The sequence below is a fragment of the Chryseobacterium sp. MHB01 genome (assembly GCF_034651565.1).
GTDB classification, from domain to species: domain Bacteria; phylum Bacteroidota; class Bacteroidia; order Flavobacteriales; family Weeksellaceae; genus Chryseobacterium; species Chryseobacterium nepalense.
In genome coordinates, this window is record NZ_JAYEDA010000006.1 from 172,025 (window position 1) to 198,915 (window position 26,891).

Sequence of the window (26,891 nt, forward strand, 5' to 3'; positions counted from 1 at the left end):
AAACTCAATCTATTACAGATTGAGTTTTTTGTTTTTAATACCTTAATTTTGCAAAAAATTTCTCAATGAAATATTTGATTGTAGGCCTCGGAAATAAAGGCTCAGAGTACGAAAATACTCGCCACAATATAGGTTTTAAAGTGGCGGATAAAATTGCTGAAACATTGGAAGCTCCTTTTAACAGCACCAACTTCGGATGGATGGCAGACGGGAAGTACAAAGGGAGAAGAGTATTGGTTTTAAAACCGGATACGTATATGAACCTTTCGGGAAATGCTGTAAAATACTGGATGCAAAAAGAAAATATTCCTTTGGAAAATATATTGATCGTAACGGATGATCTTGCACTTCCTTTCGGAACATTAAGAATGAAAGGAAAAGGATCTGATGCAGGGCATAACGGACTTAAAAATATCAATGAAGTTCTTCAGACACAAAATTACGCAAGGCTTCGTTTTGGGATTTCGGCAGACTTTTCCGAAGGTCGGCAGGTAGATTATGTCCTTGGAACCTGGACTGAAGAAGAAAACGCAACACTTCCGGAAAGAATTGAAAAGTTCTCCAAAGCAAGTTTGTCATTTGTATTTGCCGGAATCAATAACACCATGTCTGCTTTCAACGGGAAATGATATATACAGCAGGATTTTTAAACAATTAACGCTTATATACCGTAATGTCCATCACAATTTTTTTCTCAAGAAAATTCTTTTCATTGGGCGTAAACCGGTAATTGTGTTCCTGCTCAAAAAATTCCAACGGAGTTGTTGCTCTGTCATCAGCCTTCCATTTGATGGTCATTGTAACATTGTTTACAGAATTGATATCTTTATCAGAAAATGAGAAAGAAGTGCTCGGGAGAGGGTTCGTTGTGCCTTCTCTAAACTCGGATTTATTTTTTTTAGGCTGCATCTGAGTCATATCCTTTAGCAGGAGAGAAAAAGGTTTCCCGATGTATTTTTCTTTATTGATTTCAAATTTTTTAACATAAGACAGCGTATCCGCTACCGCCTTTTTCCCGGACGTTTCCTGAGATTTAATGAAACCATTAAGGAGGCAGAGAAATACACAAAGAAGCAGTTTTATTGATGCAGGCATGATTGATTTCAGGATTTTACTGTTCAAAAGTAAGAATTTCCGGAGTAATCTGACTGATCTATGTATGTTTTATTATTAAAGATATTTACTTCTGGTAATCCACAATAAAAAGGCCATCGAATTTGATGGCCTTCTGATGTACTTTTAAAATTTAATTTCCGATCTATCTAACTATAACATATTGATTGATTGTCTTTCCGCCAAGCGACTGAAAGATAGAGATGCTTACAACCAGCTTACGGCTCCGGTTTCCACATCATAATTAGCGCCTACAATTTTAATCTTGCCTTCTTCCTCAAGTTTTCTGAGTGTTGAACTCTGTTTGCGGATATCTTCAATAGCGCTTTTTACGTTCTGATGATTTAATCTTTCTAAAAGATCGCTGTTTTTTGAAGAACGCTCTTCGCCGTCTTCTATTACCTGTTTAATGATCGGGTCGAAGTGATTGATAAGATGGTTTAGGTTATCCATTCCAAGACCTTCAATTTGTGCTGCATCAAGTCCGCCTTTCAATGCTCCGCATTTGGTGTGTCCCAATACAACCACCAGTTTGGAACCCGCTACGTTACATCCGAACTCCATAGAACCCAGAATATCCTGATTTACAAAATTTCCGGCAATTCTGATGCTGAAAATATCCCCAAGACCCTGATCAAAAATAAGTTCGGCGGAAGTACGGCTGTCTATGCAGCTTAACACTACGGCAAATGGCCACTGTCCTTCACGGGTAGCATTTACCTGTTCCAGAAGGTCTCTGTTGGCTTTAAGGTTATTTACAAATCTCTGGTTTCCTTCCTTTAAAAACTCTAATGCTTTTTCAGGGGTGATGGTAGACTGAGTTTCGTGAGTGTGTGCTTTCATATAATCTGTTTATATTTTAAAGTTAAAAAAATTATTAAATTGAGCTTACATAGCTCTTTTATGAGTGACTACAATATGAGAATTTTCGTCTCTTTCATAGTCTCTGTATGAAGTTTTGAATCCTAAAAGTTCTACATTAATGTCTTCTTCTTTGGCTCTGATATTAGCAAAATCCTGAATCATCTCCAAAACATCGGTGGCAATATAAGAGGTTCCTCTTGCATCAATGGTAACGGTAGAATTCGGCTTTATATTTTTCAATGTTTTTTTAATGGCTGCTTTATTCAAAAATGAAACTTCCTCGGCAAGTTTAATCGTTATTTCATCTGCATCATCAAGCTTCTCTCTGCTCAGGTAATAAGCTCGTTTCATATTTCCCTGCAGAATATAGAAAACGGAGATCGCAAGACCTATTCCTACTCCTTTCAGCAAATCCGTTGCCACAACGGCAATTACAGTTGCTACGAAAGGAATAAACTGGAATTTTCCCAATTGCCAGAAATGTTTGAAAGTGGCCGGTTTAGCAAGCTTGTATCCAACCATAATCAATACCGCTGCCAATGTTGATAAAGGAATAAGATTTAAAATAACAGGAATTGATAAAACACAAATTAACAGTAGGATCCCGTGGATAATGGTTGACATTTTCGAAGTTGCTCCTGCATTGGCATTCGCAGAGCTTCGGACTACTACCGAGGTCATTGGAAGTCCGCCGATAAATGAACTTACCAGATTTCCTATTCCCTGGGCCTTTAATTCCAGATTGGTATCTGTAATTCTTCGCTGTACATCCAGTCTGTCGGAAGCTTCAATACAAAGCAGCGTTTCGATAGAAGCTACGATAGCAATTGTTGCTCCGGCAATCCAGACTTTCGGATTCATAAAGCCATTGAAATCAGGAGTGGTAATAAGGTTTTTAAAATCATCCAGCGACTGTGGTACCGGAAGAGACACCAGATGCTGGGTTTGTATTGCCAGTGAGCTGCCTGTCATTTTAAAAATTTCATTCAGGACTATACCTGCAACTACTGCTACAAGCGCTCCAGGTAGCATTTTTATTCTTTTTAAAAAATGAACTTTATCCCAGGTGATTAATATAGATATAGAAACAAGCGTTACAATAATGGCTCCCGGATGAATGGCTCCGAATAACTCTGAAAAATATCCGAAGTTCAGTCCGTTATCAAAAATCGACTGATGACCTTCGTAATCTTTATCAAATCCTAAAGCATGCGGGATCTGCTTTAAAATAATAATGATCCCGATGGCTGCAAGCATTCCTTCAATAACGTTATTGGGGAAATAATTTGAAATACTTCCTGCTCGTATAAATCCTAAAACTAATTGAATAATTCCGGCAATGATTCCGGCACAAAGAAAAATATTAAATGCACCAAGGTCTGTGATCGCGGTAAGTACAATGGCTGTTAATCCGGCTGCCGGACCCGATACAGAAATATTGGAATTACTGATTGATCCTATAACCAGGCCTCCCACGATACCCGCAATGACTCCGGATAAAGGGGGTGCTCCTGAAGCAAGAGCAATCCCTAAACAAAGGGGAAGCGCTACTAAAAATACTACGAGTCCTGAAGGGAAATTCTCCTTTATTCCTCCTATTAATGATGTTTTTTTCATGATAAACTGCTGTGAATAGAACTGATTATTATTCTTTAATAATCAATTACAAAAAATTGGAAATTTAATTTTATAAATAGTACATCCTGTTCAATATCAAATGATATGAATAGTGATAAAAAAGACTGACTAAAATTAAGCTTCCGGAGGCGGAGAAAATATAGATAATAAAGGCGACAGATGAAAGGAATCATCTACCGGTACAAAAGATTTTTCTTCCAGAGAAGGCTCGAAAAACTTCAGATAATCAAATACATCCAGAGTTTTGGGAAGGGTCTTTTCGTAAACAATAAAAGATGAAGGATGAGAATGTGGTTCTTCTTCATTAATTACAACATTGGTTCTCGTGAGATCCCAGCCCAATACCGAAGCTATACCCGGTAAAGCCGTGAAGTTCAGAAAAAACAGTAATGTAATAATACTCCAAAGTTTCATTTCACATTTTTTTTAAGAAAAACTATTTGGTTTTTCTGCTCATAACCCAGTCGGAACTCGTAAGGTTGTAAATTTTCTGGATGTCTTTGAGGATTTTCTCAAAATCAATTTCCAGATCAATAATCTTACCTGTCCTAAGGTCAAACACCCAGCCGTGGACAACAGGATACTCCTCAAGAATGTATCTTTCCTGTACACAGGCCATTTTGATAACGTTGATGCACTGCTCCTGAACATTCAGTTCAACCAGCCTGTCATAACGTCGGCTCTCATCTTCAATAGAGTCCAGCTCGCTTTGATGAAGTCTGTAAACATCACGGATATTTCTGAGCCATGGATTCAGTAATCCGAGATCTTCAGGTGTCATGGCTGCTTTTACTCCACCGCAGTTATAATGGCCGCAGACAATAATGTGTTTTACTTTCAGATGTTCTACAGCGTATTGAATAACAGCTGTTGAACTCATATCCAACGTATTAACAATATTGGCAATATTTCTGTGGACAAAAACTTCGCCGGGTTTAGCTCCCATCAGCTCTTCAGCGGTTGCCCTGCTGTCTGAACATCCTATGTACAGATAATCTGGATTCTGGGTCTTTGCAAGATCATGAAAGAATTCCGGATTGTCTGACAGTTTAGACGCTACCCATTTTTTGTTGTTTTCAAAAATAACTTCGTACGATTGTGACATAATTTTATTGGTATAATTATTTATTTCGTGTAAATTATTTTTAAAATCAATAGACTAAATCAATAATGCTACAAAAATAGAATTTTTAGTGAAAAATCAACGATTTTTAACAAAGTTTAATATTAAAATATGCTTAAAATCATGTGACATTACCACGATTCATACAAATAATTTAGATTAAATAAAATTACAAAGTAAAAATCAGAAAATTAGTACTAAAGTTGAAAAATGTTTAAGCTTAAATCATTTTAAAAAATTCAATCATAAATTAATTTTTGTTACTCCGGAAGTTTACTGTAATTGATGCTTTCCATTTCCAGATTTAAATATTTATTTTCTTGGTTTTTATAAGTGGAAGGTGCTTCCAATCCCATATATTTCATAATTAACGGATAAATATAGGTGGTTTGCGTCTGCAAAGCTTCCCGGCCTGTAATTTTGTAAACCGAAGGTACTTTATCACCGAACCAGATAAAAAAAGGAACCTGGGTAGATTCTTTAGAGTCTATGTGCAACAGCTTATTGCCCTGTACTTTCAGCCCATGATCGGCAACATAAATGACAACTGAATTTGTATTTTTTAGCATGTTGAAAATACTTCCGAGAACGTAATCCGTATATTTTACAGAGCTGTCATAGCAGTTCAATCCTTCGGAATTCCAAGTTGAAGGTAATCTGTTGCACGGATTAGGGTGGCTTCCCATGATATGCAGAACCACAAATTTATCTTCTGAACCGTGAATAACTTTCTTAAGTTCCGGAATAATAACCTCATCATATCCGTTGATCCATTTTTTATTTTTAGAGAGTGAAGCAATTGCCGTTATTCCTCTGGAGCTGGCCTGTGTACTAAGCCAGAAAGAATTGTATCCGCTTTGATTGGCAAGATTAATAACATTATATGAAAGCTTGTCATAGCGTTGTTTAAATTCATCCGGATGAATACTGGAGAGCATCAGCGGAACACTAAGGTTGGTTATTCCCGCGGGGGAAACGGCATGGTCAAAAATCATCATATCTTTGGCCTGCCGTTCTGCATTTGGAGTCGTTTTTTTTCCGTATCCATATAAAGACATATTCTGTTTTCTTTCGGATTCTCCTATGATGAGAATTACATTTTTTACTCCCTGCTGTATTTTCTTGCTGTTAAATACAGGAGTATTTTTTTTAATGGCATCAATATCCTGCTGTAATTTCATTGCCACATTAAAATCAGATAGATGATAATACACGTTCTTAATCATTTTTCCGCCTCCCTTATTGCTTATATATCGGTGTTTAAGATAAAAAGCAAATGGCATTATGATCCATAACGAAGCAATAAAAATAAATTTACCGTTGAATCTGACGGTATTGTTTTTAAGATAAATAACAGAATACAATAACAATCCGAAAAAAATGATAAAAAGGATACCTGGAAGAATAAACATGTAAGACATACTGAAAGCCTCGTGCATATTCGTTTCCAGGATACTTATGGCCATTCCCACATTGAAGCCTGAATGATAAACAAAAAAACAGGATACGGAAATAAGAAAGTTAACACTTAGCAATAAGCATAATATGACTGATAATACAGCACTATATTTATTTTTGAATAAAAGAGCGTTAAAGATAAGAAAAGATAAGAACATGATTCCATATTCCAGAATATTCCGGATGCTTTCAAACCTTTCCTTATCGAAAAGTTTTTGAAAAATAAACTGAAAAGAAAGTAAAAGACCTGTAAGGTAAAGTAAAATGATAAGTGCGGGAATTATTTTTTTTAGCATGATATTGTGTTTTCTTTTGTTTGGTAAGTTTTCAAATACTATACTTTCCGGTTGATATACTCTTCTGTAGCATTTTCTGCCGGAATGATTTTAGCGGGGTTTCCAAGAACAACGGAGTTGGAAGGAACATCAAAATTGACATAAGAATTGGGAACAATCAATACATTATTTCCAATCGTCACTGCTCCTACAATAACCGCATTAGTACCGATCCACACTTCATTGCCGATAACGGGAGAGCCTTCATTCTTACCGCGGTTCTGCTGCCCGATGGTAACACCTTGGGCAATATTGCAGTTTTTTCCGATAATCGTATCCGGATTGATGACCAGGCTTCCCCAATGGCAAAGATAGAAACCTTCCCCAATTTGTGTTTCAGGATAAATCTGAAAACCATACTTAATCTGGTAATGCCGTAAAACCATTCTCCAAAATATATTTAAAAATCTTATTTTCTGATATTTCTGAGCCATCCTCAAAATATAAATAAAGTGAAGATTGGGATTGATGCATTTTTTCCATATTTCAATTCTGGAGAGCCACTTTCCGCTTTCCCGGTAAAAATCTTTCTGAATGATGGAGTGATCTGCCATGATATGTGCTTTTTAGACTTCGTCAATAATTTTTTGAAGATGTTCCACCGATTTTTCCAAAACAAACGGAAGCTCAGTCTTTGCAATTCTGTTTTTATATTCTTCAGCAATGTTTGTATCGGTAAGAAATTTTTTCATTCCCTCATAAATTCCTTCTTCGGAGTTTGGAGTGATGGTTCCCAGCCTGCCGTCCTGAAGAAGATCCCGTATCCCTGAAATATCGGTTGCTGAAACAGGTTTGTTGAGGATAAGCGCTTCTGCAATAATGGTAGGGAACCCTTCATGCCTCGATGACATAATATAAAAATCTGCTTTTTTCAGATAAGGATAAGGGTTACTGCTGAAACCATACATTTTTGCCGTTTCCTGAAGGCCAAGCTCGTTTAGCTGATCCTTAATATTATTAAAATCATAACCGTCACCAATGATTAGCAGCTGGTGTTTCAATCCTTCATCAATAAGTTTTTTATGAACATTCAGCAGCCGGTCATAGCCTTTCTGCGGATATACCGTACCTACGGTGACAAATGTTGGAAGATTTTCAGTAAAAGGGTAATCATTGATTTCAGCGTCTGCTTTTTTCAGCGTATCATTTCTGTCGATCGGATTGAATATTTTGATAACAGAAGCTTTTTCTGTTTCATTTTCTGCCAGGTCGCACATTCCGTCACGGAGTTTATTGGAAATTACGAGGATTTTGTCAAACCTGAAAAATTCACGGATTACCTTTGATGTGTAGCCTTTTACGTTGAAAATATCATTCTGTACCCAGATAATTTTCTTTGAATTTTTCTGCGGACTTGAAAGTATTTCCCTGTACATCGCATGGATGGCTGCAATTTCTACATCATATTTTTTATTTTTCAAAATAAACCGGTAGAGCAGAACAGGAAACCAAAGAAACATTTTCTCATAAAGTACCCTGAATACTTTTACGGGAATATCTTTCGGTCTGTTGGTAGTAATCATCTCTCCTTTTATGAGGTAGTGCAGCGTTATCCATGAAGGAATTTCCTGTATGTACAGTCCCGAGTATAGATTCAGGAGAAGATCAATTTCGTATTTATCCGGGGGAAGGTTTTTCAGGAAATTAACCAATACTTTTTCTGCGCCGCCATGACGCAGCGAGCCTATTCGAATGAGGATTTTTTTCTTTTTCAATTTGTTTTTTTTCTTTTGTGTTTACAAGAACTAAGTTATTTAATTTTTCTCGCTTTCTTGTACTTATGAGGAAGATTTTCTTTGATGTAAGCATCAAGTTTTTTTCTGTCCTTTTCCAGTTCCCTGGGATATTCCGGATTGTTTTTTAAAACGATGTCTCCGTAATCTTCTATTGTGCAGAGAAACTGTGCAGGATTTCCGATAAATACCGTGTTATCAGGCATCGATTGCGACAAGACGGAATTGGCTCCCAGAATACAGTTGTTTCCAATTTGCACATCCTGCATAATCACACAGTTCAGGCCGATGGTGCAGTTGTTTCCTATTTTTATCCTTCCCAGGATTCTGGCGTCTTCATAGCCGGGAAGTTTTCTCAGTAAGGTAGTGGTTCCGCCATGATTCACAAACCTGACGCCGGCAGCAATATTTACATGGTCTCCAATTTCAATAAGGTAGGGTTCGGTTCCGAAAAAAACTTTATCGGGCATATTGAAATTCCGGCCCACCTTCATCCCTTTATATCTGGCAACCGCAAGACTGGCTCTATTGAGGAGGGAATGGCAGAGTGCATGCGTTTTTATTAAAACTCTAAATAAAAAAATCATCACAAGTGTACATTTGTTTTGTTACTTTTGCAAAGAAAGAAAATTTATTAACATGATAAAAATTTCTAAAATAGAATATTATCTTCCTCAGTCTGTGTTGACTAATGATGATCTTGAAAAACTGTTTCCGGAATGGAGTTCGGAAAGAATCCACGAAAAAGTAGGAATTTCGCAACGCCACATCTCTTCTGATAATGAAACGGTTTTGGATATGGCCGTAAAGTCTTCTGAAAAAATTTTTGAGAATTACGACCGCAGCAAGGTAGATTTTATTTTATTCTGTACCCAAAGCCCTGATTATTTTCTTCCAACAACCGCGTGCCTTCTTCAGGACCGCCTGAAACTGAGAAAAAATATTGGCGCTATTGATTTTAATCTCGGCTGCTCAGGTTTTGTTTACGGACTGGCTTTTGCCAAAGGCCTGATCTCAGCAGGAATTGCCAAAAGTATTCTCCTGGTAACCTCAGAAACCTACAGTAAACATATTCATCCGGAAGATAAGGGAAATCGGAGCATATTCGGGGACGCCTCCGCATCGGTTATTGTAGAAAAGGCAGAAAATTCCCGTGATTACCAGTTTTGCCTGGGCACGGACGGAAGCGGTGCTGAAAATCTTATTGTAAAAAAAGGAGCGTTTAAAAAAGATTTTGAACTCAACCCCGAACATGAATTTAATCCTGAAAATATATACATGAATGGTCCTGAAATTTTTAATTTTACGATTGAAAATATTCCGGGGCTGGTAAAAGAGACCTTGATGGTAAACGGAATGGACATGGATGATATTGACCATTTTGTTTTTCATCAGGCGAATTCTTTTATGCTGAATTATTTACGGAAAAAAACGAAAATTCCGGCGGATAAATTCTACATTGATATGGAAAAAACAGGAAACACCGTATCTGCTACTATTCCGATTGCCCTGAAAAATATGATGGATAAAGGAATCTTAAAAGAAGGAGATAAAATCCTTATGGCTGGTTTTGGTGTAGGATATTCCTGGGGAGCCACCGTCATGGAAATGTAAAACAAATTTTAAATTATACCCAATGAAAACATCTGTTTTTTTAGAAAAACTACAGGAGGAACTCGAAGAAGATGAAACCTTAACTACAGAGACCAACCTTAAATCTTTAGAAAGCTACGATTCAATAAGCCTGCTTTCCATTATTGCTTTTGTGGATGAAAATTTCAATAAGAAAATTGATACCAAACATTTTAAAGATATAGAAACGGTTTCGGATCTTATGAATGTTATCGGGAAAGAAAATTTTGAAGATTAATGGATCCTTTTTCATTAAAAAACAAAGTAATTCTTATTACAGGAGCTTCTTCCGGCATTGGAAGAAGCTGCTCTGTGGAATGCAGCAAAAGAGGAGCGGATCTTATTCTTGTGGGAAGAAACCATAACGAACTGATGATAACGGTATCCCTGCTTGCTCCCGAAACTAAAGCCGAGATTATTACTGCAGATATTACACAAACTGGAAATCTGGAAGCGATGATAGCAGATAAGGTTGCAGACTTAGGCAAAATATCAGGATTTATACATTGCGCGGGGATTGAAAAGACATTGCCGCTAAAAAAGCACAGTGCGACACTATATCGCGATATATTTGAGATCAATGTTATAGCCGGCTTTGAAATTGCTAAAATTTTATCCCTAAAAAAGTATAAAGATGAAATTTCCAGCTTTGTATTTATTTCTTCGGTTGCCGGAATAGTGGGAGAGCCGGGAAAAGCAGCCTATTCGGCAAGTAAAGGAGCGGTAATTTCAGGTGTACGCTCTTTGGCGATGGAGCTTTGCAGAAGCAATATACGTGTCAACAGTATAAGCCCTGCGATGGTAAATACCCCGATTTTGGAAAAGATGTTTCAAGAGATCGGCGAAGAAGCCTCGTCGGAAATTATCAGGAAACATCCTTTGGGAATAGGGAATCCTGAAGACGTGGCAAACGCCTGTATTTTCCTGCTTTCTGATGCTTCAAAGTGGGTCACCGGAACAAATATGGTGGTTGACGGAGGTTATTCTGTTCAGTAATCAGCTTTTACAGACTGTAGTGATCATTTCTTCAATCATGTTAAATATTCTTTGATTATCAAACTGGCTTTCAATATCTGTAAGATTTGCTCTGATCTCAGCAACAATTTTAGGATCAGTAAGGAACGTTTTTATTGCAGAATACATTTCATCCGTTTCATAACTGATGAGGTATCCTGTTTTCCGGTCTTTGATCATGAGTCCCACATCGCCAACATTGGTAGCAATAATAGGTTTCCTGAGGATTAATGCTTCCGCGATTACAAGAGGCCAGGCTTCAGATTCTGAGGGAAGAATAAAGTAATCTGATTTCCTGATGTAAGGATAAGGATTCATCTGATTTCCTTTTAAAATAAAGGTTTTTTCAACATTGTATTTTGCTGCCTGTGAAGTCAGGTTCTTCATTTCATCGCCATCACCTATGATAATGATACTGTGTTGAAATCCTTCATCAATAAGTTTTTTATGGGCTTCAATAAGTTTATGGTATCCTTTTCTTGAATGCAGCCTGCCGATCGAAACAAAAACGAGGCCTTCCGGAAATACATCAGGTTCTTCTTTTGCCTTATGTTTAATTTCCTCAACAGGGATAGGATTGATAATTACACTTTCGGCCGGATACTTGAGATTGGGATAGTAATGATGCATCATATCCTTAATTTTATGAGAACAATAGACCATATGATCAAACTTGGGGAAACTTTTTAATATTTCCGGTACCAAAGGCTGAAATTTAGGAACATTGATTTCGGAATGAAACCATCCTATTTTCTTTGAATTTTTGTTGGTTGAATTAAGTATTGCATCATAATCTCGATAATCCATGCCGATTTCCACGTCAAAAATATCATTGATAATTCTGTCTGCAATGACGGGATTGTTTTTCAGCTTTTTCAGTTTTAATCTTCTTCCTGCAAGCTGGATTTTTTTCAGCAGGGAATTGCGGGAGAAATCTTCTTTTCCCGGGGTAAGATGTATTTTTCTTACGTGCCCGGGAATTTCATCACGCAGTTTACCCTGGTTGAGTGTAAGACATACAGTCATTTCAAATTTATCAGGATCAAGATTGTTAAGTAAGCTCAGCAATACTTTTTCTACCCCTCCCATTTCCATGGAACGGTGCCTGAACAATATTTTAATTTTTTTTTCTGACATTATCCGAAGATTGATTGTAAGGTAAGCTGTATTTTTTTTCTGATTCTGAAAGGCATTTGATGCTGATATTGAAGCAGATCAAATATTTCGTCGGCACTGTTGTAAAATTCAGGGATTTTTTTTCCGTTGATGGTTGTAAGTCCTCTTCTTTTCATCGTATTGAAAATGACCCTTGCAAAATATTCGTGAGATTTCTTTTTGTTCTCATTTTGTGAAATTCCTCCCTCATGGGTTCTGTAAAGATAATTGGTTTCATCAATGAACCGTACTTTTCCTTTTTCATACATTTTCAGGTACAGATCCTGATCTTCACCTATTTTTAATTCCGGATTCATTTTCTCCGTTTTGTTATAAATTGTTTTCCTGAATGCTACAAAATGTGCAATCTGAATGGGAAAGTTAAAAAAATAGGGGTTGCCATTCGGTACCTGCATGGCAGATCTGAAGGGTGCAATTGGGTTAAGATGTTGATCACAGGTCATAAACCTAGAATAAGTAAGTACGGTATCTTGTTTCTGAAACAATTCTATCGATCTTTGGATAGCAGTGGGGGTAATGGCATCATCGGGATCTACAAATCCGCAGATTTCTCCTTCAGCCAGATCAATAAGCTTACTTTTAGTGACGCCTACGCCGGAATTTTTATCATTTTCAAAAAACTTAAATCTGGAATCTCCTGAAATGATTTCCCGTATTTTATTTTTCTCGTTTTCTGAAGAAGCATCATCCAGAATAACCGCCTCCCAATCTGTGTATGTCTGCTGAATTATACTTTCGTAACAATCCCTGAAGAAATGGGAATTGTTATAATGTGCAATAAGAATGGAAAACTTCATGACTGTTCTTTTAACATTAAATCCTGATGATTGACTACAGTTGTATTGGCTGGAATATCCTTGTAAATAACACATCCTGCTCCAATAATACTGTTATCACCAATGGTGACTCCTTTCAATACCGTAACATTACTGCCGAGCCAGCAATTGCTGCCAATTCTGATCGGCGCTTTGGTAAACTCTGAATGAAACAGTTTAAATTCCGGTTGAGCCTGATAAAGGTGGTTATGATCATACAGCTTTACATTCTCTCCGAACAACGTATGATCGCCTATGGAAATATGTTCCAGGCAATTGATGGAACAGAAGTTATTCATGAAAAAATGATCCCCGATTTCTAATGTGGAATTCTTTTCTACAAGGATATGTACATAATTTCTAAAGTTTGCATCGCTTCCTATGGTAACTTTATTTAAATTTTCATGGAGTATGAAATGGTCATTGATTCCCAGCCTTATTTCTTTGAAAGAAACATTAGGATGTCTTTTGAGGAGAGAAATCTGATTCCTTCTCTGGATTTTTGCTAAAATTTCATTAAGCATAATAATTTTTTCTCATTTGTATCATACAAATATAATTTGTTTTACATAATTATAAGAATAAATCTTATTTTTGTGCCTTAAAATTAACACTTTATATCAAGTTTTCGAATATGGAAGCGCTTTTGAGTAAAGTAAAGCATGTTGCGATTCTGTGAAGATTAGTCAGATTACATTTACCCGTTTTATCGCTGCAATGGCGATTGTTATTTCTCATTTTAATAAAGATTTGTTTCTATATAAGATCAGGTTTATTTCGGATATTTTTCTCCGCGCCAACGTGGGGGTGAGTTATTTTTTTATTCTTTCCGGTTTTATAATGATTGTCGCCTATCACAGAAAGGAAAAAATAGGGTATCTGGATTTTTACCGGAACAGGGTAGCCAGGATTTATCCCTTATATATTGTCGGCCTGCTGCTTTATTTTTTTACCAGATATTCTGACGTCAGTTTTTATAAAACTTTTTTATATCTTTTCGGCATTCAGAGCTGGATTCCCGGAAAAGCCCTAATTCTGAATTTTCCGGGCTGGTCTATTTCTGTAGAGTTTTTGTTTTATCTGATTTTTCCCTGGCTGTATAATTATTTATATTCTAAAGGAAATAAAAGCATTTGGATTATTGCCGTTTTGATCTGGATCGGGACTCAGGTATTCTCCAATTTGTATATTAATTCTCCTGCGTATAAAGGTCCGCATACTGAGAGTCATGAATTCAGTCATTATTTCCCGCTTTGGCATATCAACGAGTTCTTAATAGGAAATATAGCAGGTTTACTCTTTGTGAAAAACCGTAAAGAAAAGAATTATGATCTGGCAATTGTTGTATTTTTTACTGCAATTATCCTGTCTTTAATTTTCATTCCGTTGAATTTTCATAATGGGCTAATGGCTGTTTTCTTTGTTCCTGTAATTTACCTAATTTCCTGTAATAACGGTCTTATAACTAAATTTTTTGCCCTTAAGCCACTGGAATTTCTTGGAGAAATTAGTTATGCCATTTATATTATCCATATCCCTGTTTTGTATATTATAAGATCGGTTTTATGGGATTATTTCCAAATATCTAAAAGCAATACATTGTTTTGGATCTACATGCCGGTTTTAATGATCGTTTCGGCTGGCTTTTATCAGTTTATTGAAAAGCCAATGCGTGATTATCTGAGGAAAGCAAGTTTTTTAAAGCGATAAATCAGCTTACCGATAAATTTAGTTTAAAAATAAATTCAATTAAACCGGAATATCAAAAAAGATCCTTCCGGAAATTTATATTGTACAATCCGGATCGGATGCTTTGGTAGTCGGTAAAGAGATACCTTACGATCATTCCCCATTTTTTCAGAAAATGCGAATTTGCAATACGGAAGCTTCGGTATACTCTTGTAATATGCAGTTTGACATCATCGGGAATGCTGCTTTCGGTCTTTGCCCAATTGTTAACTTCCTCCCATAAAATAACCCTTGTTGAGGAGGGCCTGATTTCTCTTGCATCTATTTTGGTGATCCTGTTGTTCTCATGAACGCCACGTACGGCAACTGCCTTGTCGAGTATTCCGGGATAGAGATTAAGATAATAGGAAATACGGAATAAAAATTCGGTGTCCTGATGAAGTTTTAAATGAGTTTTAAAAAAGCAATCTACCTTCTTTAGCGCGCTCCTCCGTATGGTAAGTGCATCAATGCTGAACAATCCGAATGTTCCTTTCATGTTCAGCAGCCCGGGAAAAACATCTTCCGGCGGATGTTTTTGGTAAACGGTAGTCAGTCGGTCACCGAATATTTTATAGTATTGTTTTTTTGCTTTTTCTGAATAATAATGAACACCTATTGCTCCATAAACTCCCTCTACGTCTTCGTTCACCAATAGCTTCTTTTCTGCTTCAAAACGATTCGGGAGATAATAATCATCCGCGTCGAGAAAAGCAATGAAATCACCTTCTGCCATAGTTATTCCTACGTTTCTGGTGGCTCCTGCTCCATGATTTCCTTTGTCAAGATGCTGATAAAGCTTTACCCGGCTGTATTTTTTAGTAAGTTCCCGGCATACCTGCAGTGCATTGTCGGGAGATTTGTCTTCTACCAATATGACTTCAAATACTTCTTCGAACTGAAGTGCAGACTCTACAGCCTGGGAAACATATTTCTCTGCGTTATATACGGGAATAATGACTGATATTTTCATTTGATATGTGTTTTAATTAATAAAAAGAGGTATTGGCAATTCATTTATAGATAAGATGAACACAGTTTTTTTAGATATTCTCCCGGCGGTATTTCTGAGAAAAAATCTTCAGTATACCTGTTGAATTCTATTCTATAAAAAGAACCTTCTTCTATTATTTCATAACATGCCTTTTTGCCCAGATACTTTTCCAGTTGTGATAAAATTTCATACAATGTAAATTGATAGGGATATGCCAGATTAACAATCTCATTATTAAAATCTTTCAAATACCGATTGATAAATGATGCAATATCCTCTGTGCCGATCAGGATTCGTCTTGCATTGTTGTGCAGCATAAGCTTATTTTCTGAAAGGATTGATTTTTTCAGAAAATTGATTAATGTATTAGGATTGCCGCCATGTCCTACTGCATTTCCTACTCTGAAGATGATAAAGTTGCTGCAGAGTTCTGCAATCAGTTTTTCAATATTTAATTTATGAATTACGTAATAGCTTTCAGTTTTCGTAGGATCATAAATACTGCAGGTAGAAAAATAGACAAGTTTTTTGTCAGTATTCTGGCTGATAACAGATTTCAGAAGTGAAGTTTCTCTCTCAAATTCAGACAGTTTCTTCTCAAGAGAATTGGAAACTCCTGACGCAAAGAAAACAACATCTTCTTTATCATAAAATTGTAAGGCATTTGCCATAATTCCATTACCTATAATCATAATTTTTTTTCATCATTTGTTATTTAAGACTTAAAAAAGGCAGGATACTTTTAAATTTAAATAATCCAGTTCTGTTTTTTCCAGTTCTTTTAACCCCCTAAGATTATCACACCTATAATCTGATTACACCAGATCAGCTTCTGGATAACCCGATTGTTTATAAAAAACTTTTTCCTTCTTTAAGAGATTGTTTTTTGTTATGAAGAATCATTTTCCAGTTCAATGAATGACAGATCTTAATTTTGATGTAATGCTCTTTAAGGGATTTCAGCCTGAATGTTAATAGAGATTTTATCATCATTTTACAAGAATTAATATATATTTCCCTTATCGACTGTTTATTATTAAAAGGATCTGAAAGCATCATAATTAATTTTCTTTCATAAAGCAGAGCGGTATTATCAAAATATTTATTTTCAGTTCTTTTTTCTCTGTCATGGAAGATAACTGCTTCCGGTACAACGCCTATTTTCAGATTATGAAATAATACCCTCTGACAGTAATTATCATCTTCTGCATAATGGTAAAATGAAGGACTGAAACCGCCAACCTTTTCAATACAACGTCTTGTCAACAACCAGGCAGCGGCATTTACAAAAGGTAATTCATACAGTGGCGCTAAATTTTGTAAAAATATATCCGAATATAATTTTTCACATTTTAAAGGAATGATGTAATTTGAAAAACTAAAGTCCAGCTCGGAGCCATTTCCATTAAGGTGCATCGGGCTCAGAATGCCGAAATCAGGATTTTTTTTTGCGATTTTAACCAAATAGTTAATAGTACCGGCTGTTATATAAACATCCTGATTCATTAAAAATATATAATCAAAACCCTGTTCGTACGCTTTTTTAATTCCGATATTATTTGCCTGTCCGAAACCTGAATTGGCAGGAAGCTTAATAAGCTCTACCTGTGGGAATTTTTGCTCAATGATAAGAATACTATCATCGGTAGAAGCATTATCAACGATAATAGTGTGCTCAATTAATCCTGCCTGATCAATGGATGATAAACAGCCATCAATCCATTTGGTGGAATTATAATTTACAATAATTATTTTAACCATTTTTCAACCTTTAATTTGAGTCTTTGTTTTTTTTAATTTTTCAATATCCTTCACAAAATTCATTAGACAGGGCCACTTTGCCTGTATAAACAGATTTATCTAAATAAATTGATTAAAAAGTCATATATCCTGTATAGTTTACTGTTGTATATATTCTCTAGTTTTTTTTCATAAAAGGTTTTTCTTTTTAAAAGTGAGATGTAGCTTGGGTAAAATTCATGAAAAAGAGCTTTGTGCTTTTCGTAAATCATTTGATAGATAATTTCTTTTTTATGATCATCCCTAAAAACATCATTGTTTCTTGAACTACCGGGATGAGATCTATAATTGAAAACCGGGTATTCTATTTTAATAACAGGAAGATTGCGATGAGAAGAAATAAGCTGTATCCAAAACTCCCAGTCTTCAAGACCATGTTTAAGTTTTTCGTCATACATTATACCCTGATCGAAATATTTTTTTGGAAACATGGAAGTACAAAATAATTTGTTTTGCAGTAATAATTCTTTGATACTGAATCTTTCCTCTACTTTTGATTTATTATTGATATGACCAAACATTATCGTATCTGAAAAAACAATCATTGTTTCCTTATTTTTAGTAAACACTTCTAACATTTTCTCTAGTGCCAAAGGGTTTAGCGTATCATCTGCATCAAGAGGCAAAATATAGTCTCCTGTTGCGTGCTTTATTCCATTGTTTCTGGCACAGGATACTCCTTTGTTCTTCTGGTATATATATCGTATTTTATGATTAATGAGTCTTTGAACGACCTCTGATGAATTATCTGTAGAGCCATCATCTATAATAATACATTCCCAATTTGTATAGGATTGAGCCATAATAGAGGCGATGCATTCTTCTAAATACAGAGCATGGTTAAAGCAGGGAACTATAATTGAAATTTTACTTATCATTCCTCAGGGTTTTTATTTTATACATAATTAGTAAGACCTAAAATATGTTCTTATTTATTATATTTATCCAATATACTTTTTAATGTATTCAAGTATCCGAAGCCATACTTTCTGTCTGGCTCCAGAATATTACCTTCTGCCCATTCATTCCATGATTTGATAATTAATAACTGTTCGGGATAATCATTTTTATCCTCAAGATAATCAATCGCTTTTTCAATCTGCTTTTCAAATAATTCCGGTGATGTATCAGTAAGTACAACTCCTCTATAGCCACTTCTGGGAGTGTTGTCCCAATTAGGTAGAATACATGGGTAAGTAGCAACATTACTTTCTACAAACTGTAGATCATTAACAATAGCTTTGGCATCCTGAGTCAGGACTTTCGGTTTAATTTTTTTCTTAAATCCGAGTAGCTCTGTTATTCTGTTTTTATAATATTGGTAATGGGAAATATATTCTCCTTTCTTAATATATGGGATCCATGCTTTCTGAAATGCATTGGATATTTTGCCGTCATACCCCATTGATTTTAAATCAGTATCATCACGGAGTTTATTGGATGCCATGATATATAAGTCATCAAATCCGTTCTTTTTTGCTAACTCCCTAAATTTTGAAATGTAGTGAGGATCTCCTTCATTTAAATGGTTCGGATGGTAAATTATAAAAAGAGGCTTATTGTCTACCTTGATATATCTTTCGTCTTTAAAGAATGGAAGAAGGTAGTTGAAATGATCTATTAAATCCTGTTCATCCGGATAGACTTGCTCTACCAGAATCTTCTCTGCAAGACCATGCCATATACCGGACCAGGTTTCGTTTGCCCAGCAGAAACAGAAAGGAAAATCTGGTTTTTTGGATGTAAGGACGTCATTAGCAATACGTTCCAGTAATTGTTTTCCGTTGCCAAACCAGTAATGATAGTAGATAAACCCATAAACTCCATGTTCTTTTGCAATCTGCGCCTGATGTTCTCTTACTTCCGGAACACGCAGGTCATAATATCCCAGATCTGCCGGATATATGGGTTGTTCGTGGCCGTTAAAAAGAGGTTTCGCTTTTGTGACATTGGTCCATTCTGTAAAACCTTTACACCACCATTCGTCATTTTCGGGAACAGGATGGTATTGAGGGAGGTAAAAAGCAAGGGGTTTTATTTTTTTCATCATTGTTTTTTAAAGTGTTTTAATAAGTCTTGCAGGAATCCCTGCGATGACTGAATTTTTCGGAAAACTTTTATTGACGACCGAGTTGGCCCCGATAATGCTGTTTTCGCCAATGGTAATGCCTGGAAGAATACATACGCCTTCACCTATCCATACATTGTCTTCGATAACGACAGGACCTTTAGAATATAAAGGTCTTTGTGCCGGGAAGTTTTCAAGGTCATTTACGGTTATATCTCCGTGGGAATGATCGGAGATATATATTCTGCTTGCCATAAGAACATTATTTCCGATAACAATCTTATTTATAGCTCCAATATGAACATCAGAATTGAAAATTACATCATCACCAATGGTTATTTCTGGAGTAAAAGTTTCTCCCATAAATCGATCCCAGGCTTCAAGCCTCAGATGATATAATGAACTGAAATTTTTACCTATTGAAATGTATTTTGGGTTTTTTATCCAATGCTCTTCCGGTAATATGGAATTTGCTCCGAAACTTTTAAAGCTTTTCTTTGCCCACTCATTTATTTTGTTTTGTGCATGCCTTTTATATGCACCAGAATTCAGTACATCAAATAAAAAATTGATAATATGTTTTTTTAATAAATTCATATTTATGATATTGTAATGATGCTTTTTTCGATTATCTTATAAAATAGCTGTTTATCAGTTCTATAATTCTATCCTGCTCAGTTTCCGATAATTCATAATAAAAGGGAAGCCTCAGAAGACAATCTGTAAAATGATCCGAATGAGGAATGTCCATTTCAGGGTTATCGGCTAGGAAAAAGTCGCTTTTATTTAAACTTAAATAATGGAATACGGGATGAATATCTTTTTCTTTTAAATACTGAATCACACGGGTTCTCTCTTCGTAATTGTTAAAAACAATATAGAACATATGAGCATTATTTGTTGCATAAGAAGGCAAGTCAGGTAATGAAATAAATCCTTTTTGCTGTAAAGAAATGAGCCCGGATTTGTATCTATTCCATATCTCTAATCTTTTTTTCTGGATAATCTCCAGATTTTCAAGCTGAGCATATAAAAAAGCAGAAATAATTTCGGATGGTAAAAATGATGAACCAAGATCTACCCAGCCATATTTATTAACTTCTCCCCGAAAGAATGCACTTCTGTTGGTGCCTTTTTCCCGAATGATCTCAGCACGGTTAAAATATTGGGAATCATTAATGACGAGCATTCCTCCTTCGCCCGCAATGATGTTTTTGGTCTCATGAAAAGAAAAAGCGGCAAAATGACCTATAGAGCCTAAAGCTTTTCTGGTTCCATCCGAAAATGTATAGTAGCTATCAATTGCCTGTGCTGCATCTTCCACTACAAATAAATTATATTTATGCGCAAGAGTCATAATTTTTTCCATATTACAGGCTATCCCTGCATAATGTACGGGCACTATCACTTTGGTTTTTTCGGTGATATGCTTTTCTATTTCTGTAGGATCTATATTAGGATTGTTTGGGTAAGAGTCTACAAAAACGATTTTGGCTCCACGAAGGGCAAAAGCATTGGCTGAAGAGACGAATGTATAGCTGGGCACAATTACCTCGTCACCCGGCTTTATATCACATAAAATAGCGGCCATTTCCAGTGCATCTGTACAGGATGTCGTCATCAGCACTTTCGGGAAGCCATATTTCTGTTCAAAAAAATTTTGGCATTTTTTTGTAAATATTCCGTCACCGGATATTTTACCGCTTTTTACCGCTTCTTCTATATACGAAAGCTCCTTGCCTATAATAAATGGCTTATTGAATGGGATCATATCTATCTTATAAATCTTGCAGGATTACCAACATACAATCCTGGTGTATCTAAATTTTTTATTACTACGGTGCCTCCTCCCAGTTGGGTTTTTTCTGAGATGTTTATATTGTCGATAATGGTGCTGTTGATCCCAAGAATGCAAAGTTCTGAGATATTTACAAAACCGGCGATGCTTACTGACGGAGATAAGAAGCAATGTTTGTTTATCACCGAATCATGGGCAACAGAGCATGAAATGTTGATCATGACATTGTCACCTATTTCAACATCCTGATCAATCATGCAATTAGGATATATAACAGTTCCCTGACCTATTTTGGCTGTCGGGTCAACGATACTTGTTGAGTGGATAAAAGTGTGGAAAGGGATTTTATTTTTAAAATTTTCAAAAAGTTGTTTCTTAAATTCTAAATGTTTATAACCAATGGCAATAATCAGCTCATCAAAAATATTCTGTTTAAAAAGCTCTTCAACATCATTGGTATTTCCTAATATTTGGATATTCTTTATGGTGTTTCCTTTTTCCTGAAAATCATCAAAAAAGCCAACAACTTTATGGTCTGTATCAGAATGTATGTGATACAGAATCTGCTGGCCTAAATGCCCTGAACCTATGATTGCGATCTGTTTCATAAATAATTAATAATATCTTTCATATTGCTTATTCTATCCGTAAAGTTGGAAAATATATGTTGTCTGTCAATTAATAAGGTTTTGAAACCCAGTTTTTTGGGAGGAATAATATCCAATTTTAAAGAGTCTCCGATATAAAGAACTTCTTCTGGATTCACATTTAACTTTTTTAGAGCTAATTCGTAAAACTCTAAAGAAGGCTTTCTATAATTTTCATTCTCAGAAATTATTATTTCAGAAAAGATGTTCCGGCCTATCAACTGATCAAGTATACTGCCTAAATTACTGTTGAAATTGGATAAAACGGCTTTTTCTATCGGAAGCTCATTCAATATGGATAAATCATCAAAAGCTTTCCATTCTAAATATGAACACGCAGTAAAAATCTCATTTAATATTTCTTCTGAAGGAATAATACCTAACGATAACAAAAGTTCTGTGTTGAAGTCTTTATAAAATTCTTTTGACGTTCTGTCGGGAAAGTTTATAATTTCCGATAAAAGCTTATGATGATACTGAAGTTTTGCTTCTTCAATTTCATATGAATACTTTGCCAGAACGCTTTGTATTTTATAATACAGGGTAGGTTTGTAAATTAGCGTATTGGCTGCATCAAAAAGAATTATTCGGGTTATTTTGTTCATTTAAAAAATATAATGTTGTGATGAATTGTCTTTTAATTCGCTAATATTACTGTTGTGAGGATAAATGATATCCAACATGATTCTTATGGCACTACCATCGGTAATATTTGGTTCAGAAGGGGGAATCTGATACAAATGCTCTTCTAAAGTATATTTCACGTCTTCGAAGCCAAAATTAGAACGGATAGAATTGGTTCCGGATATTCTGCAATTAATCTCAAAAGGAACAATTTCTCCGTTTTCCCTTACCATAGACTGAAGATTTGCGCTCCCTATAAAGTTATTGCAGGAAATCATTTTTTCTAAAATATCCTGAAGTTGCTTATCATACATCCGGTTTACAAAGCATTCATTTGTAGCACCGTTTTCCAATTTTCTTTCAAGAGTAATAAATCCATGTAAAGTTTTTTCTTTTGAAACATAAAAAGCGGTGGTAATCTCTCTCCCTGTTATTAATTCTTGCACAACGTAACTGTCATCAAAAGATTTGATATCAGAAGGATTGATGTGGATTCCTCTTGAACCTCTGCCTTCTCGGGGCTTTACAATATAATTTTCAAATTTTCCTTTTTCATAATCACCAGGCAGATATGACTGCGCAAAAGGGAGATTGTTTTTTTTATGATGCAGAAATGTTAAATACTTATCTAAATAATTTTTTGAAGTTTCTAGGCCGCTTACAACCACATTAGTCTTTAGCTTATTTTGGTATAAAGAAAGATAATAAACCTCATAATCCGTGGAAGGAATGATCAGGTCAATTTTTTCATTTTCTACAATGGCGTTAATGACGGATATATAATCCTCATCCATTGCATAAGGTACTTTATAGAAGGTATCACAAAGATAATTGCCGGCAGAAAAATCAGTGACGTTACAGCCAATAATCTTTATGGGAAATTGAGTTTTTTTAATGTTTCTCAAAATTCCCTGGCCAACATTTCCTCCGATCCCTGTAACTAAAACTATTTTCTTTTCCATTCAATTAATTCCTTTAATCCTTGTTTTATTGGTATAAATGCATGACTGCTGACACTGAGGTCATTTTCAAAATATTCTATAGATCTTGAAAAGTCTTTACCATGAAAGGTAATTTCACATCCTGTTAATTCCTTGATAAAGTCAGCAATTTCAAGATTCGTATAATTATCGGGTGATATTGCCAATATGATTTTATTTTTATTTTCAAGCGATAGTTTTTTTGCCAAACGAGCAACATCCTCTGCGTGAATATAGTTTTGCTTTCTGTCGCCTTTACCTAAAAGTTCAATTTTATTGTTTTCTATTGCGGAAATAACAATTTTTGGTAAAAAAGTATTTTCTTTCATGGATAAGCCATATATCGATGAAATTCTGAGAATAGCATATTTTGAACATTTTTCAACTATTTTTTCGGCAAAAAGCTTACTTAAGCCATATAATGATGACGGTGATGGAGTAGTACCGTTATTTATGGTGCCACTATGTATTCCATCATATATAGCAACGCTCGAAAAATACACTATTTTAGAATTCGCAAAATGTTCTGTAATGTTTTTAATGAGAAGAATGTTAATATTTAATATGTTATCCAGCTGTTCAGGATCATTGGATATCAACGCGCTTAAAATGTATACAACATCTTGATTCTGATCAATTTTTTTAAAATCAGAAAGTGGATGGTTTTTATCTGTCAATCGAGATGGCTGACTATGATAAACAATAGAAACATGATCTTCCGAATGTTGTTTTAGAAGATGGGCTGTAAGCAAACTGTTAGCTCCGAAAATTAATACCTTTTTCATCTTTTATTGTTCAAGAATTTGCTTGAAAATTTCTTCGGCATATTCGTAAGAAGAGAATTCTTCAACCTGCCTTACAGCATTTTTAGAAAAATTTTCATAATCATCTTTATTGAGTTCAAAGACTTTTCTTATTCCTTCTGCTAATTTTCTGCTGTCCATTACAGGAGCTTTATACCCGTTATAATCATCTATCACCATGTTGGTAAGAATTCCTGTATCAAAGCCTACTACAGGTGTTCCACAGGCGAGAGCTTCAGATACCATCATAGGGCCTGAATCTTCAATAGATGTGTTAATAAAAAGGTCAGCAGCCTGATATAATAAGGATAATAGTCTGTAATCTTTTATATAATCTATTTTCTGTTTTTTAAAGGTAACTCTGCCAAATTCTTCATTTACACTATTGGAAACCACCAAAAGCACTATTTTTTCTTTCTTTTGCATTGGCAGTTCTATGTCTAGCATTTCAAGCGCCTGAAGAAGATAAGAAAATCCTTTTCTTGGATCTTCCATATTTTGAGCTCCTGTTAAAATATAAAAGCAATCATTGGATAGAGAAAATACTTTTTTGGCAATGGATTTATTTTTACTGTTAAGTAGTTTTGTATCAATCAGGCTATTAATGTTATGAATTTTTTTCTGGCTTTTATATATTTTTGAATTTTGGGCTTGGAGTAAGGTTAGCCCTGAACCAGCGATAATTTGAAAATTGGCTTTTTGAGCATTTTCATATTTTCTTTCAAAATTATTTTTGGCTGTTATTTTTTCATGTTCTTTTGTAATTGCAGGGCAATACTTATCACATCCTTTGATGTAGCCTTCACATCCCCAGGAATAGTGGCATCCTCCTGTAAAATGATTCATATCTACCGTAATATTGTATATTTTCGCTTTGGTCGCATTATATATATTAAGCATATCTGTACTGTTGAGAAAATCAATTGTCATTCCTGTAAAGACAAAATCAGGTGTAAAACCTACAATTTTCAGCATACTTTCAATATGTATATTTTCTGATGCTTCATTTTTGCTCAAAAAGGAGTATTTCATATCTGTACTGATGACTTTTGATGGCTCTACAGGACTGATCTTATTTTTGATTTTATTCACAATTCTCATAACAAGATTGGCCTTCGCTGATGAAAGAGATAAATGCCTGTATTGCTTTATGAAATTTTCATTCTTTGTTTTATGCTTTACACACATGACGACATCATGTCCCATATTTTTGATAATATGGGCAACTTTATAAGCGGCTTCATATGCGCCATTTACATCACCTGTTGAAAGTATTAATATATTTTTTTTATCCATTGCTATTACATCCATATTACAGGGGGAGTTATAATGCCATTGTCTGTGTCTCCGGCAAGAAAATTTTCATGTCCTGTTTCGATGATATTAAGCTGGATACCTCCCTCTAAAACATCGTAAAGTTCTACTGAAGGGGTATCTATTGCCAAGGAAAGCAGATAAGTATTTGGGATTAATTTGCCGCCTTCTATTTTTACAGTAAAATTGTTTTCATTTTTTTCTTCGAAAACCTTTCTTGTAATGAATATTACATTTTCAAATTTATCTAAAATGGCAATATTTACTCTAATGCCTTTATTTACATCCCTGTTAATGAAGCTTATATCAAGATTAATATCTTCATTATGGCCAAACTCCGTTGTCTCTACAGATTTATTATTATATATCCTAACTCTTTTAATCTGGGCTTTTTTGCTAAGGTCTTCTATGTATCTAAATTCAATATTAGGGGACAGTTCATTGATAATATAATTTTCTAATACACTGTTGATGTCTCCCCGATGAGCTATCTTGCCGTTTTTCATCAATATTCCGGATGTGCAAAGCTGCTTCACGGCCGTCATGTTATGGCTTACAAAAAGTACGGTTCTTCCTTCTCCTTTCGTTACATTTCCCATTTTCCCCAGGCATTTTTTTTGAAACTCTGCATCTCCTACTGCCAGAACTTCATCTACAATTAGAATTTCAGATTCCAGATGTGCAGCAACTGCGAAAGCAAGGCGTACATACATCCCGGACGAATATCTTTTTACGGGAGTATCAATATATCTTTCCACTCCGGAGAAATCCACTATTTCATCAAATTTTCTACTAATCTCTTTTCGGGTCATTCCGAGGATGGCGCCGTTCAGAAATACATTCTCTCTGCCTGTCATTTCAGGATGGAAACCTGTTCCTACTTCTAACAGCGATGCAATTCGACCACAGGTATATATTTTTCCTGTTGTAGGTTTGGTGACTTTGCTTAATAATTTCAAAAGAGTAGATTTACCGGCACCGTTTCTTCCGATAATCCCTACAGCGTCGCCCTGCTCAATTTCAAAATTGATGTCCTGCAGAGACCATACATAGTCAGATTCACCTTGTACAGTTCTGTCATTTGCCTCGCCGATCTTTAGATAAGGATCTTCCTTTCCTCTGATTTTATACCACATACGGTTGAGGTCATGAGATAGAGTCCCGGTGCCTACCTGTCCTAATCTGTATTGTTTCGATATATTTTCTGCTTTTAAAGCCAGCATAATAATAGTAT

General features: G+C 35.4%; 30 protein-coding genes. 5 read left to right on the forward strand and 25 right to left on the reverse strand.

The annotated features are described in order from the left end of the window. Positions 1–65: 65 nt before the first annotated feature. The gene (pth, locus tag U9K52_RS11760; RefSeq protein ID WP_322926631.1) at positions 66–629 is read left to right on the forward strand and encodes an aminoacyl-tRNA hydrolase; all 564 of its coding nucleotides are present in this window, start codon (positions 66–68) and stop codon (positions 627–629) included. A 25-nt stretch (positions 630–654) separates the two neighbouring features. Here pth and U9K52_RS11765 read toward each other — a convergent pair whose 3' ends face one another. The 9 genes from U9K52_RS11765 to U9K52_RS11805 form a co-directional block, all read right to left on the reverse strand. Further along, positions 655–1,095 carry a hypothetical protein gene (locus U9K52_RS11765; RefSeq protein ID WP_322926632.1) on the reverse strand — a complete coding sequence of 147 codons (441 nt, stop codon included), beginning with the start codon at positions 1,093–1,095 and terminating at the stop codon, positions 655–657. Positions 1,096–1,320: 225 nt separating this feature from the next. After that, positions 1,321–1,956, reverse strand: coding sequence for a carbonic anhydrase family protein (locus tag U9K52_RS11770; RefSeq protein ID WP_072883844.1), 636 nt, complete (start codon positions 1,954–1,956; stop codon positions 1,321–1,323). A gap of 45 nt (positions 1,957–2,001) precedes the next feature. Beyond that, positions 2,002–3,594, reverse strand: a complete 1,593-nt coding sequence (locus U9K52_RS11775) for a SulP family inorganic anion transporter (RefSeq protein ID WP_322926634.1) — start codon at positions 3,592–3,594, stop codon at positions 2,002–2,004. Positions 3,595–3,729: 135 nt separating this feature from the next. After that, positions 3,730–4,029 carry a hypothetical protein gene (locus U9K52_RS11780; protein WP_072883846.1) on the reverse strand — a complete coding sequence of 100 codons (300 nt, stop codon included), beginning with the start codon at positions 4,027–4,029 and terminating at the stop codon, positions 3,730–3,732. Between the two features lie 22 nt (positions 4,030–4,051). Beyond that, positions 4,052–4,720 (reverse strand): carbonic anhydrase, encoded by a 669-nt coding sequence (locus U9K52_RS11785; RefSeq protein WP_248389881.1) that lies wholly within the window; start codon positions 4,718–4,720, stop codon positions 4,052–4,054. Positions 4,721–4,998: 278 nt separating this feature from the next. Continuing rightward, a complete protein-coding gene (locus tag U9K52_RS11790; RefSeq protein WP_263601727.1) occupies positions 4,999–6,492 on the reverse strand; it encodes a phosphoethanolamine transferase in 1,494 nt (497 codons plus the stop codon). Positions 6,493–6,530: 38 nt separating this feature from the next. Further along, the gene (locus tag U9K52_RS11795) at positions 6,531–7,085 is read right to left on the reverse strand and encodes a serine O-acetyltransferase (protein WP_263601726.1); all 555 of its coding nucleotides are present in this window, start codon (positions 7,083–7,085) and stop codon (positions 6,531–6,533) included. Between the two features lie 12 nt (positions 7,086–7,097). Then, entirely contained in the window at positions 7,098–8,246 is a 1,149-nt protein-coding gene (locus U9K52_RS11800; RefSeq protein WP_322926636.1) for a glycosyltransferase, read from the reverse strand. 35 nt (positions 8,247–8,281) lie between these two features. Continuing rightward, entirely contained in the window at positions 8,282–8,851 is a 570-nt protein-coding gene (locus tag U9K52_RS11805) for an acyltransferase (protein WP_248389891.1), read from the reverse strand. A 52-nt stretch (positions 8,852–8,903) separates the two neighbouring features. On the opposite strand from U9K52_RS11805, the gene U9K52_RS11810 reads away from it, so the two are divergent. From U9K52_RS11810 to U9K52_RS11820, 3 genes are read left to right on the forward strand one after another with little or no spacing between them, the layout of a single operon-like run. Next, entirely contained in the window at positions 8,904–9,878 is a 975-nt protein-coding gene (locus U9K52_RS11810; protein WP_322926640.1) for a ketoacyl-ACP synthase III, read from the forward strand. A 22-nt stretch (positions 9,879–9,900) separates the two neighbouring features. Then, positions 9,901–10,134, forward strand: coding sequence for a phosphopantetheine-binding protein (locus U9K52_RS11815; RefSeq protein WP_263601723.1), 234 nt, complete (start codon positions 9,901–9,903; stop codon positions 10,132–10,134). Further along, positions 10,134–10,892, forward strand: a complete 759-nt coding sequence (locus U9K52_RS11820; RefSeq protein ID WP_322926643.1) for an SDR family oxidoreductase — start codon at positions 10,134–10,136, stop codon at positions 10,890–10,892. Before U9K52_RS11815 ends, U9K52_RS11820 begins: the two co-directional genes overlap by 1 nt. Here the strand turns inward: U9K52_RS11820 and U9K52_RS11825 are convergent, their stop codons facing one another. Genes U9K52_RS11825 through U9K52_RS11835 form a run of 3 tightly spaced genes read right to left on the reverse strand, consistent with a single transcriptional unit; the run spans position 10,893 to position 13,425 of the window. Beyond that, positions 10,893–12,047, reverse strand: coding sequence for a glycosyltransferase (locus U9K52_RS11825; protein WP_322926645.1), 1,155 nt, complete (start codon positions 12,045–12,047; stop codon positions 10,893–10,895). It lies immediately after the preceding gene. Next, positions 12,047–12,883: a glycosyltransferase family 2 protein gene (locus U9K52_RS11830; RefSeq protein WP_322926647.1), complete on the reverse strand. Its 837-nt coding sequence runs from the start codon at positions 12,881–12,883 to the stop codon at positions 12,047–12,049. The genes U9K52_RS11825 and U9K52_RS11830 overlap by 1 nt, the downstream gene beginning before the upstream one ends. Next, positions 12,880–13,425: an acyltransferase gene (locus tag U9K52_RS11835; RefSeq protein WP_248389907.1), complete on the reverse strand. Its 546-nt coding sequence runs from the start codon at positions 13,423–13,425 to the stop codon at positions 12,880–12,882. Before U9K52_RS11835 ends, U9K52_RS11830 begins: the two co-directional genes overlap by 4 nt. 151 nt (positions 13,426–13,576) lie before the next feature. Between U9K52_RS11835 and U9K52_RS11840 the strand changes: the two genes are divergently transcribed. Next, on the forward strand, positions 13,577–14,611 hold the full coding sequence (locus tag U9K52_RS11840; protein ID WP_322926649.1) for an acyltransferase: 1,035 nt from the start codon (positions 13,577–13,579) through the stop codon (positions 14,609–14,611). A gap of 52 nt (positions 14,612–14,663) precedes the next feature. Here the strand turns inward: U9K52_RS11840 and U9K52_RS11845 are convergent, their stop codons facing one another. From U9K52_RS11845 to U9K52_RS11905, 13 genes are all read right to left on the reverse strand, one after another. Beyond that, positions 14,664–15,602, reverse strand: coding sequence for a glycosyltransferase family 2 protein (locus U9K52_RS11845; RefSeq protein WP_322926650.1), 939 nt, complete (start codon positions 15,600–15,602; stop codon positions 14,664–14,666). A 44-nt stretch (positions 15,603–15,646) separates the two neighbouring features. After that, on the reverse strand, positions 15,647–16,315 hold the full coding sequence (locus U9K52_RS11850) for an NAD-dependent epimerase/dehydratase family protein (RefSeq protein WP_263601716.1): 669 nt from the start codon (positions 16,313–16,315) through the stop codon (positions 15,647–15,649). 157 nt (positions 16,316–16,472) lie between these two features. Then, a complete protein-coding gene (locus U9K52_RS11855) occupies positions 16,473–17,384 on the reverse strand; it encodes a glycosyltransferase family 2 protein (RefSeq protein WP_322926652.1) in 912 nt (303 codons plus the stop codon). 95 nt (positions 17,385–17,479) lie between these two features. Further along, a complete protein-coding gene (locus tag U9K52_RS11860) occupies positions 17,480–18,301 on the reverse strand; it encodes a glycosyltransferase family 2 protein (protein ID WP_322926654.1) in 822 nt (273 codons plus the stop codon). A gap of 50 nt (positions 18,302–18,351) precedes the next feature. Next, positions 18,352–19,473, reverse strand: a complete 1,122-nt coding sequence (locus U9K52_RS11865) for a glycoside hydrolase family 99-like domain-containing protein (RefSeq protein WP_322926656.1) — start codon at positions 19,471–19,473, stop codon at positions 18,352–18,354. A gap of 6 nt (positions 19,474–19,479) precedes the next feature. After that, entirely contained in the window at positions 19,480–20,088 is a 609-nt protein-coding gene (locus U9K52_RS11870) for a DapH/DapD/GlmU-related protein (RefSeq protein WP_322926658.1), read from the reverse strand. 31 nt (positions 20,089–20,119) lie between these two features. Then, on the reverse strand, positions 20,120–21,262 hold the full coding sequence (gene rffA, locus U9K52_RS11875; protein WP_322926659.1) for a dTDP-4-amino-4,6-dideoxygalactose transaminase: 1,143 nt from the start codon (positions 21,260–21,262) through the stop codon (positions 20,120–20,122). A gap of 2 nt (positions 21,263–21,264) precedes the next feature. Then, positions 21,265–21,897 (reverse strand): NeuD/PglB/VioB family sugar acetyltransferase, encoded by a 633-nt coding sequence (locus U9K52_RS11880; protein ID WP_322926661.1) that lies wholly within the window; start codon positions 21,895–21,897, stop codon positions 21,265–21,267. Then, on the reverse strand, positions 21,894–22,541 hold the full coding sequence (locus U9K52_RS11885; RefSeq protein WP_322926662.1) for an HAD family hydrolase: 648 nt from the start codon (positions 22,539–22,541) through the stop codon (positions 21,894–21,896). Before U9K52_RS11885 ends, U9K52_RS11880 begins: the two co-directional genes overlap by 4 nt. After that, positions 22,542–23,522 carry an ATP-grasp domain-containing protein gene (locus U9K52_RS11890; protein ID WP_322926664.1) on the reverse strand — a complete coding sequence of 327 codons (981 nt, stop codon included), beginning with the start codon at positions 23,520–23,522 and terminating at the stop codon, positions 22,542–22,544. Then, the gene (locus tag U9K52_RS11895) at positions 23,507–24,325 is read right to left on the reverse strand and encodes an NAD(P)-dependent oxidoreductase (RefSeq protein ID WP_322926666.1); all 819 of its coding nucleotides are present in this window, start codon (positions 24,323–24,325) and stop codon (positions 23,507–23,509) included. The genes U9K52_RS11890 and U9K52_RS11895 overlap by 16 nt, the downstream gene beginning before the upstream one ends. 3 nt (positions 24,326–24,328) lie before the next feature. Further along, positions 24,329–25,654 carry a glycosyltransferase gene (locus U9K52_RS11900; RefSeq protein ID WP_322926668.1) on the reverse strand — a complete coding sequence of 442 codons (1,326 nt, stop codon included), beginning with the start codon at positions 25,652–25,654 and terminating at the stop codon, positions 24,329–24,331. Next, complete coding sequence (locus U9K52_RS11905) at positions 25,645–26,880, reverse strand: ABC transporter ATP-binding protein (RefSeq protein WP_322926669.1); 1,236 nt, start codon at positions 26,878–26,880, stop codon at positions 25,645–25,647. Before U9K52_RS11905 ends, U9K52_RS11900 begins: the two co-directional genes overlap by 10 nt. Between the last annotated feature and the right edge of the window lie 11 nt (positions 26,881–26,891).